Annotated in this window: 4 protein-coding genes; 1 reads left to right on the forward strand and 3 read right to left on the reverse strand. The window is 73.1% G+C overall.

The genetic code is table 11. The features are described from left to right. Positions 1–218 precede the first annotated feature (218 nt). The gene (locus ACFYOS_RS12510) at positions 219–1,619 is read right to left on the reverse strand and encodes a DUF4157 domain-containing protein (protein WP_387139265.1); all 1,401 of its coding nucleotides are present in this window, start codon (positions 1,617–1,619) and stop codon (positions 219–221) included. Between the two features lies 1 nt (position 1,620). Then, positions 1,621–3,762, reverse strand: a complete 2,142-nt coding sequence (locus ACFYOS_RS12515) for a glycosyltransferase (RefSeq protein WP_387139268.1) — start codon at positions 3,760–3,762, stop codon at positions 1,621–1,623. A gap of 79 nt (positions 3,763–3,841) precedes the next feature. Here ACFYOS_RS12515 and ACFYOS_RS12520 point away from each other — a divergent pair, with 79 nt between their 5' ends. Beyond that, a complete protein-coding gene (locus ACFYOS_RS12520) occupies positions 3,842–9,535 on the forward strand; it encodes a DUF4157 domain-containing protein (RefSeq protein WP_387139271.1) in 5,694 nt (1,897 codons plus the stop codon). A 30-nt stretch (positions 9,536–9,565) separates the two neighbouring features. On the opposite strand, the gene ACFYOS_RS12525 is transcribed toward ACFYOS_RS12520, so the two are convergent. Continuing rightward, positions 9,566–10,297: an FkbM family methyltransferase gene (locus tag ACFYOS_RS12525; protein ID WP_387139273.1), complete on the reverse strand. Its 732-nt coding sequence runs from the start codon at positions 10,295–10,297 to the stop codon at positions 9,566–9,568. Positions 10,298–10,299: the final 2 nt, after the last annotated feature.

Below are 10,299 nucleotides of genomic sequence, written 5' to 3' on the forward strand. Positions count from 1 at the left end.
GCGGTCGACGAACCGCCGACGTCGACGACAAGGTAGCCCCGGGTGTTCGGCGGGAACGGTTCCGCCTCGACGCCGAGTCCGGCGCAGGCCGCCCACGCCGCCCGGTACGCGTTTTGGAACTGCGCCCCATGGGTCTCGGTAATCGCACCGCCGTGGAACAACGCTCCCAGGTGGCGCACCAGCCGCGGGGCGTCGGTGCCGCGGCCCCACACGCCTAGCTAGACGCCGGTCGGGGTGAACGGCTTGCCGGCCTTCTCCGCCTTGACCGCGGCGGCGGCGCGAGCCGTCACCTCATCGCGGTAGGTGGCGGCTTTGGGCCCGCTGCCGTTGTACGCGCGGACCGCCTCCGACCAACTGCTCACGTTCTTGCGTTTCTCGAAGAGCCAGCGGATGGCGGTGCGGATCCAGAACTCGTAATCGAGCTGGCGGGTGGTGGCGCCGACCGACGCCGTGAAGAATTCCTGCACAGCGGTGGCGAAGCCGGCGGGCGCTCCGGGCGCCCGGTACTGCCAGAAGTAGTCCTCCCAGCTGCCACCGGGGCCGGACAGGCCGGACAGGGCGGCGAGCTCGGCGTTCTCGGCGGCGCTGCGGGTCGCCTTCTTGGTCAGTTTGTCCCACCGGTTCTGCGCGGCGATCAGATCGGGCCGCAGGTTCTCCAGCTTGTACTTGGCGAACAGGGCGGCGTCGACCTCCTGGATCATGATGAGCAGTGCCGGACCGGAGGTATCGATCACCTGCCCCAGGTTGAACCGGGACTTGCGCGAGGCCGGGCCGGCCGGCGTGGGCATCAGATGCTCGCCGGCCGTTCCCATCTGCGATTCCTGAAACAGCATGGCCTTGACCAGGTTCGGGTCGAGCCCGGCCGCTGCGGTGTAGCCGAACTGGGCGTTGTAGTGGTCGGTCCAGAGTTTGATGAGCGGGTCGAACCGGTTGAGCATCGTCTCCTGGATCAATCGGCGGTTGAGCGTTTTCTCGCGGGTGTCCTGCAGACCCTCGAGCCGGGGGATCTCCCCGGGCCGCGGGCCGCCGGGCCGAGCCGCCTCCGCCGCGATCGCCGCTTCCCCGCGTCGCACCGTGGCCGCCTGCGCCGCCGCGCCCGCGCTGTACGGTGCGACGCCGGCGGTCACCGGCCGTACCGGAAGAAGGATCGACTTGGGGAGGTCGGTCTCCGCGGGCGGCGGGCCGGGCACCCGGACGCGCGCGGTATCACTGTCGTTCGCCCAGCTCACCACCGTGACGGTGGTGCCCGCGGCGACGGCGCCGGCCGGCGCCGTCGTCTTCATTGTGGTACCGGCCATCTCGGAGCTGACGTCCTCGGGCACGATCCGGCGGCGCACCGGCGGCGGCCCTGCGTGGTGGGCGTCGGCCACCACGTGTCCGAGCTCGTGGGCCAGGTCGCCGGGGCCGGCCCGGTTGCCGACCACGATGTCGAGGTCGTGCGTGTAGGCGACCGCCCCGATCGACCGTACCGCCGTGTCATCGTGGTGAATGCGCACGCCGGACAGGTCCAGCGGCACCGCGGCGAGGCCGTCGCGGTTGATCTGCTCCGCCACCCGGTCGGCGGCCTCCTCCGGCTCCGCCTCGTCGCGGCGGCGCCGGTGTGGCTCGAACGCGTACATCTCAGGCCACCCTGCTCAGGTTTCGGTAGAAGGACGCGTCGGGGCCGAGGCAGGCGGTCACCTCACCCACGCCGATCGGGTTCCAGTACGCGTTGCGGCCCGACTTGGCCACCGTGTTGCCCGGATGCACCAGGCCGACCACGCAGTTCTCGGCGGCGACGTCGGCCAGTCTGCGGACCGGTGCCCGCCACAGGAACCGGGTGTCCTCGCCGGTGGCGATCTCGGCGAACGGGGAGCCCTGCCACAACGACCGCGGATAGCAGAGGCTGGTGCCGGCCGCCCAGGCGCGGCGGCCGGGCCACGTGTATCGCCACGCCCGGTCGCGGCCCGGTTCCCAGAACATCAGGCTGGCCGCGCCGCACAGGTCGGCGCCGTCGAGCCGGGCCAGCTGGGTGCGCAGCCGGTGCGGCGCCTGCCAGTCGTCGTCGTCCCAGTGCACGATGACCTCGCCGGTGGCGATCTCGCACGCGCGGTTGCGTTTCGCGCCGAGCACCAGCGGCCGGTCGAGCCGGTGATAGTGGATGCCGGGCGCGCCGGGCACCACGTCGGCGACCGGGTCGTCGCCGTCGTCCAGGACGATCAGCTCCTTGGCCGGGTGGTCCTGGCGCAGGAAGTATTCGACGGCCTTGACCACGTACGGGCGCCGGTCCCGGGTCGGCATGATGCAGCTGACCAGCGCGGCGGTCCGGAGCGGGCGGGCCAGCGCGGCGTAGAAGGCGCGGTCGCCCGGCGGCAGGTTGGGTACGGGGGCCGGGGTCCAGCCGTCCGCGCGCACCGCCCGGCCCGCGTCGACCTGCCAGCTGTTGCCGCCGTGCCGCACGTAGACGTACCGGCCCTGGCCATTGATCCGCCGCAGCCGCGCGCCGGCGCGGACCGCCCGGTCGAGGAAGTCGGCGTCCTCGGCGAGCGACCAGTCCGGGAAGCGGTGGTGGCGCAGCAGCCCGCGGCGAAACGCCATGGTGCCGGCGTAGACGTCCCGCCGGAGCATCTTGCGGTGCAGCTCGGGGGTGAGCCGCCAGGCCCGCCAGGTGGCCGGCTCGAACCAGTCGAGGCCGGCCAGCGCGGTGATGTCGGCGTGGCCCTCCAGCAGCGGCGCGACCTGGTCGGACACCCGAGTTGGGCCATGCCAGTCGTCGTCGTCCCACAGCACGACGAACTCGCCGCGGGCGGCCGTGCAGCCGAGGTTGCGCAGCGCGCCGATGCTGCTCGGCGTGGCGGTCCGGCCAGCGGTCAGGACGCGGACGCGCGGGTCCGGGGGCAGGTCGACCGGGCCGTCCGCGACGACGACCAGTTCCCGGTGCGGGTAGTTCTGGCCGAGGAAGTAGCGGACCGCCTGGACGGCGAACTCGTTCCGGTCGCGGGTCGGCATCACGCAGCTGACCAGCGGCGTTCGGGGCATGGCCCGAACAGGGGGCCCGGCCGGGCGGATGGTGATCAGCTCGAGGGGCGCGAACTCGGCGCACTCCTCGCCGCGGCAGTGCGGCTGGTAACCGCCGGTGCCGCGCAACCGCAGGCCACAGAACCGGTCCTGGTAGAGCTCGCGGGCGCGGCGCATCTGCGCCTCGCTCTCCGCGGCGGGCGGCGGCCGCCAGACGTACGCGCCGCCGACCCAGATGCCGTCGAATCCGGCCCGGGCGGCGCGGACGTTGTAGTCCATCTCCCAGCACGGCCCCTCGCCGTACGCGATGTCGGCCGGCCCGATCGCGTCGATCACCTCGCGGCGTACCGCGTAGCAGAAGTCGCCGAGCGAGTAGAGCGGGGCAAGCGTGCGGACCGCGTGCCCGAAGCGCCGCAGCAGCGCGGAGGCGTCCCGACGGATGCCGCGCAGGTCCGGGGTGGCAACACCGACGCAGCTCTGCTCGTTCCAGGCCCGGTTCGTGCTCGGGCCGGCCAGGCCGGCGCCGGTGCGGTCCATCGCGGCGGTGAGCAGGTCGAGCCAGCGCGGCCCGACCCGGACGCCCGCCTCCAGCAGCACCACGACGGCGGCGCCGGTGGCCGCCAGCTCGTTGAACGCCCGCGGGCCGACCCCGTCCAGCCGGATCCGGGGTACGGCCGGGTCGGTGTGCACGGCCAGGAACTCCAGCGAATCCGCGACGGCGCCGGCCTCGCCCGCCGCTACGCCGACCGCGATCCCGGGTGCCACCGCACCACCGTCCAACCCGGCCGTCACCGGGTCGTCACGAGTGACGACCGGGTGACAACGGCGGCGTTGACTGGCCGGCATGGCCAGCGAGGCGGCGCGGATTCAGCAGGGTCCGTCGCCCGCTCCCGCCCCGATCGAGGAGCCGGCCCGGGCCTCGGCGGCACCCGCCCAGGCCGCCGCCGATCCGATCTGGGTGCGGATCCGCGACGGCGACGCGTCGGCCGGGCCGGCGCTGCGGGCCATGAGCGGGCCGTTCGGGCAGTCGTTCGACGGCGTCACGCTCGACGACGATCCGCGCGCCGACGCGGAGGCGCGCGAGCGGCACGCGGCGGCGTTCACCGACCGCGAGCGGATCGGCTTCGCGGCGGGGCGGTTCGAGCCGTGGACGCGGGCCGGGGCGTTCACGCTGGCGCACGAGCTCGCGCACGTGGTGCAGCTGCGATCCGGGGTGGGCGACCGGCCGCACGCACTGCTCGAGGCGGACGCCGATCGCGCCGCGAACGACGTGCTGGCCGGGCGCCGCCCGCAGATCGCCGCCGGGGGTTCCGGCCCGTCCCCCGACATGGTCCTGCGGCAGGACGCCGACGCCGCCAAGAACGAGCCGGCGGCGGACAAGTCGGAGTGGCAACCGGTCGTCCGGAGCGGCGGCATCGCCGACAATCAGCCGTTCCTGCTGCGGTACATCATGCGGAACAACCCCGACGTTCCGGCCGACCGCATCGGCCTGTTCTTCTTCGCTGGCAAAAGCCTGGAGCTCTACATCGGCGACAAACACCGCGCGACGATGACGCTCGCCGAGTCGTCGGCGCCGGTCCCCGCCGGGATCTACGCGGCCGGTTCCGGCGGCCACGCCGATCAGCTCTATCAGCGGCGAACCGCCGACGGCAAAGTCACCTACGACTGGTTCGCGGTGCCGGTGACCGATCCGGACCGCAGCACCCTGGACCAGGTCATTCCCGCCCAGGTCGAGCAGTACAAGGCGATCGCCCGGGAAACCAAGATTCTCTGGTACGTCCGGACACAGTCGACCGGCACCGGGACCGGCGAGGGCGGCGGGGGCGGGAAGACCACCGAGGGCGAGGGCGGCGGCCCGGCGGGCGAGGGCGGGACGCCGCTCCCCCAGTGGGCGACCGACATGCACCGTGGCCTGGTCGCCCGCCTCAACCGCGAGCAGGCCCGCATCAAGGAGACCGCGCAACAGACCGTCCAGGACACCGAGCCCAAGACGCTGCAACGGCTCTACTCCTTCGAGGGCATCCCGAAGGCACTCGCGCTCGGGACATCCGGGGAGCGCCCCAGCGAACAGGTCACCGTGGACCGGCCCAAGGACAAGGACAAGCCGGCCGAGGTGTCCGGCGTCGTCCCGCTGGTGGAACGGGACGAGGTCGACGACGCGTGGGAGCGGATCGTCACGGCGGCCCGCCTGCTCTACGCCAACCGGCCGGCGCGGCCCGGCGACGCCGAGGCCGACGCGCCGATGGGCATCCCGGGCGAGGACCCCGCCGACCCGGAGACCGTCGCCCCGAACAAGGCCGCCTATCCGTCACAGATCCACAACTACGGACCACCGATCGGTGTCGTCGGCACGCCGCAGCACTTCGCCATGGAGCTGAACTGGTCGATCGAGGGTCAGTGGGGCGTTTTCGGGCCGATGGCGCTGCGCGGCTACCACTGGCGCATCTTCCGGATCCGCGACAAGACCGGCACCGACGTACGCGAAGAAGGCCGGAAGGTCGGGGTCGGCGAGGGGCCCGGTGCCGTGATCCGGCACGGGTTCGGCGACATCGGGGAGGACCTCGACTCGACCACGATCGGCGAGTACGCCGTGATGGGCGACCTGGTGGCGCTCGACGCGATCCTGCGCGGCGCCGGCACGCTGGTCAAGAGCTACGTGTCGCTGGTGACCCAGCCGCAGAACGAGCGCGCCGTCGAGTTCGGGGCGCCCGGGACGTACGTCATCGTCTGTGTCAGCTCTCAGGTGCCGGTGAAGCCCACCGAGGACATCCCCGATCCGGTCGTACGGGCGCCGAGCGTCGCGACGTACCTGCTGCGGGTGGAGAACAAGAAGGATCTGGCGCAGACCAGCGTCGAGGCGACCGACCTGAAGGCGGCCGAGGCCGAGCTGGTCGACCTCGCCGACAAGGCGAGCGCCGCCCCGGAGGAGGAGAAGGAGCAGGCCGAGGCGGAGGTGAGGGCGCAGCAGGCCGAGATTGAGCGGCTCCGCGAGGCCGACCGGGCGGACCTGCCCGGCCACCTGTCCTCGAGCATCGCCACCAGCGAGAAGCAGATCGACGTCCTGAAGCGGCTGATCGCCTTGCAGGCCACCGGCACCGCGCCGGCCACCTGGACGGACTTCGAGGCCCGGGTGACCCGGGTCGGGCTGGAGCTGCAGCACATCCCGGCGGAGGAGGCTCTCCGGCAGGTCACCGCGGCGCTCGACCAGCTGAAGGTCCAGCAGCGGATGATGCTGGAGGTCACCGACCTCAAGACGGTGACCTACCGGCCGCACGTCGCGTTCGTGCCGGACGCCGACGGCCGGGTGCTGCCGGTGATGATGATGCTCGGCGAGCACACCGCCAGCACCGACCGGCGGCAACGCTGGGTGCTGATCGACGTTTCGGTGCCCGGTCACCGCGATCGTTACGAGGGCACGAGCGGTCGCGGCGGCGCCGCCGGCACGGCCGAGGCGATCACCAACGCTTTCGAGGACTTCGCCGGCAAGATTCCGTACGGGCGGGGCGAGGTCGGCGTACGGCTGCCCGACGCGCTCCTGGATCTCATCCAGGGCCAGACCGTGCCGAACCGGTACCGCGCTCATCCCGACATGAGCACCCGCTTCTGGCAGCGGCTCGAGAGCCTGGCCACCGCGGCCTCGATCGCCGCCCTCGTGGTGTCCGGGCCGGCGGGCGTCGCGCTCGGCGTGGTGGGCGGGCTGGCCGGCGGCGCGATCGCCGCGCACCGCATCCACCAGCGGGTGTCCGGCGGATATTTCGAGTGGGATCTGCAGACGGCCCTCGACGTGACCGCGATCGTGGCGGCCGTGCTGCCGGGGCTGGGGGCCGCCGCGGGCCGGGTACCGGCCGGATCCCGGTTCGCGCGGACCGCGGACTGGATACAGAACGGCATCGAGATCTACGGATACGTGCAGTTGGCCGGCACGTTCGTGCTCATTCCGGAGTCGTTGTACCGGCAGATCAAGGCGATCGAGGACGATCCGAAGCTGTCGCCGGGCGAGAAGGCGGCCAAGCGCGCCGAGGCGTTCCTCGACTCGACCCGGGACATGGTGGTGGCGGCCGCGACCGCGGCCCAGATGATCGAGCACGCGACCGCCGGGCCGCGACCGCCGCGCCCGGCCGCGCCGGAGAATCCGCCCGTCGAGACCCAAAAGCCCCCTCGCCCACCCGAGGAGACAACGCCACCGGCGCCCATCGAGGAACCGAAGCCACCGGCGCAGGCCGAAGAGCCGAAGCAGCCGAGGCAGCCGAAGCCATCGGCGCCGGCCGAAGAGCCCAAGCCACCGCCGGAGGTCGCGGGGCAGGACGTCGTACGGGAGTCCATCGAGGAGGGCATGGTCCTCATGGCTCCCGAGGGGCAGACCCTCAGCAGCCGGGTCGCGACGGACCTGTTCGTCAGCGCCGCGCACAGCACCCCGTACGCCGAGGTCGCGCTGCTCTACAACCTCGACGGCGGCGACTACGTCGTGGTGATCGGCAACGAGCGCAGCGTACGGCTCGGCGAGTCGAACCCGAACTGGCAGGAGATCCTGCCGGAGCGCTCCCGGACCGGCCGCTGGGTGATGCGGGAGCACAGCCACGCCGCCGACCGGACGACCGGCTACGTCTCGTTCGAGCGGCGCTGGCCGAGCGGCGCCGACGGCGACTTCCTCGTCCTGGTCGACGAGGCCAGGGCCACCGGCGAGACCGCGGTCGGCAAGATCCGGCTGCGTACGCCCGAGGGCGAGCAGGTGACCACCTACAAGTACCACCCCAAGACCGCGCGGCCGTACGAGGTGGACGTCGCCCTGCCCGGCAACCGTCGGTACGCGCGCCGGTACGCGAACATCGAGGACTACCAGGCCGACCTCGCCGAGAAGACCGGACAGCCCCAGGGTCCGGTGCCCGAGGACTTCCCCGGGGCCAAGCGTGGCCCGGCCGGCCCGGAACGCCCGCCCGCGGCCGACATCCCGGAACCGGCTCGCGCGCCGGGGCAGGCCGAGGCGCCGGCCCGCACCCGCCAGCAGGAGCTCACCGCCCGGGAGAAGGCCGCCCAGGACGCCCTGGCCAGCGGCAACACCGAGCTCAGCAGCGAGGCCACAGCCCGGCTGCGGCAGTTCCAGGAGCAGCTCGCCGCCGGGTTCGAGGGCACCGGCTTCGACGTCAAGCAGATCGCCCGGCTCCTCGACGCCGGCGTGACGCCCGACCAGGTCCGCGCGCTGCGCACCTGGCTCGGCGAGAGCGCCGGCGCCTACCTCGACCGGCGCAGTCTGAGCCGGGCCGACCTCGAGGTGCTCGGCCGGGCCGCGGAACAGCTGGCGCCGTTGCTGGGCAACCCGGACGTCGACGCCGGGCTGGCCCGGATGGCCCGGCCGGGCGGTGACCGCAAGGTCGGGCCGTTGAAGATCGCCAAACGGCTGGCCGAGGTCCCGCCGGCCAAGCTGCCCACCCTGCTGCGCATCTTCGCGGATCCGCTGTTCCCGGTCCGCGGCCTGCAGGACCGGCACTACGACCTGCTCCGCGAACCGAACGTCATCGATCTCATCGGCCAGTACGGCGCGACGCTGTGGCGCCAGATGAACCTCCCCCAGGACTACCAGGTGCGCGAGCAGGCCCTGCGCGCGCTGGCCGACAAGGTCGCGGCGAACCCGGCCGGCGGCCCCGACCTGGTCCAGGCGGTCCTCGACGCCAAGACGGCCCGGGCGATGGCGACCGTCGTCGAGCTGCCGCCGCCCCAGCGCAAGGTGTCACCGCGCCGCGGCGGCATCGACCTGGCGGAGGCGCCGGGGACCGCCGAGTGGGAGACCGCGCTGCTGCAAGCCGGCGAGTTCGCCCGGGACCATCCGGAGTGGCTGGCCCAGGCCATGCAGCCGCAGCGGGGCGGGATCCCGGCCCGGACCCAGGCCGAGGTCGAGGCGCTGCTGGCCCGCACGTACATGGCGGAGGCCCGCGCCCGGCGGCAGTACTACGACTATCTGAGCCACGACGACAAGCTCGTCCTGCTGCGCAACTTCGTCGAGCTGACCCGGCAGCTCGGCTGGGAGGGGCGGTTGCAGACCTGGGCCAACCGGGCCTCCGGCGCGGTGAGCGAGGGGTTGTTCCTGCCCGAGGGCGCGCGCCCGCAGATTCGGCTGCCGCACCCGGGCGAGGCGCCGAACAAGCCCACGATCATCGACTACGAGCTGCCGGCCGACAAGCGAGTCGTGCCGGACCGGCGCAACTTCGTGGAGCAGAAGTCCGACGCGCTCAGCGCTCCGTCCAGCCGGGGCGTCGACGCCGGCGACGTGGCCTTGGCCCGCAAGTACGTCGGGGACGCGCGCGACGACGCGCCGGGCGTGGCGGCGGCGCCCGCGAACACCCGGCCCGGCTTCGAGGCGCCGGGCGGCGGCGTCCACATGATCGAGTTCGTCCGCACGCCGAACGACGTCACCATGGAGGCCATGCTGGACGTCCTGCTGGCGCCGGACTCGCCGTTCGAGGCGGCCAAGTTCGGCGACGGACCCTGGGTCACGAAGGCCGCGTGGCAGGCCCGGCAGCCGGTGATCGCCTCGCCGCGCTGAACGGTCACGGCTAAAGCAATCGGCACAGTTTCATATGCGCCCCCGGCAGGCGACAACCTCGAAAAGCCCGCTCGCGTACGGCTCAGCCAGCATCAGCGACGGCTCGAACGGGCGCAGGCCGGGCGTCAGGACCGTGTCGTATCCGGCGAGCACCGCCTCGAGCTGTTCGAGGCGCGGCCGCGGGTCGCTCCAGAAGCGGGCGTGCACCGACACGAACAGCGGCGGCTGCCGGGCGGCGAGGTGGGCGGCCGCGGCGGACAGCACCTCCGCCTCGGCGCCCTCAATGTCGATCTTGACTAGGCCGAGTTCGTCGTCGGCGATGCCGTCGAGCACCTCGGCGAGACCCACCGAACTCACCTCCCATCCGACGGGCGACTCGGCGAACAGCAGGCTGGACATCGAGTCGCCGCCGCCGGCCGACGTGCGGTTGCCCAGCCGCACCGAGCCGGCCGCCGCCCCGACGGCGGCCGGCGACACCTGTACGAGGCCGGCCAGCTCCGGGTTGCGGGCCAGGTTGGCGAGCAGCTCGGCCCGGGCCACCGGATCCGGCTCGAACGCGTGGCTGCGCGCGCCGATCGCCGCCGCGTACAGCGTCAGCGGGCCGATCCACGCGCCCACGTCGACCAGCACGGAACCGGGCGTCAGGAAGCGATCGAGCACGCCGTACGAATCCGGCTCCCAGTCGCCCGCGATGACCCGCCGCCAGAACGCGTCGTGGCCGCCGCCCACCCGGAACCGCGCGCTGCCGACCGTGACGTCCATCC

The organism is Micromonospora sp. NPDC005806 (assembly GCF_042871425.1).
GTDB lineage: Bacteria > Actinomycetota > Actinomycetes > Mycobacteriales > Micromonosporaceae > Micromonospora.

Coding starts and splice junctions, on each gene's coding strand:
- ACFYOS_RS12510 (WP_387139265.1), bottom strand. CDS start 1,619: ATGTACGCGTTCGAGCCACACCGGCGCCGCCGCGACGAGGCGGAGCCG.
- ACFYOS_RS12520 (WP_387139271.1), top strand. CDS start 3,842: ATGGCCAGCGAGGCGGCGCGGATTCAGCAGGGTCCGTCGCCCGCTCCC.
- ACFYOS_RS12525 (WP_387139273.1), bottom strand. CDS start 10,297: ATGGACGTCACGGTCGGCAGCGCGCGGTTCCGGGTGGGCGGCGGCCAC.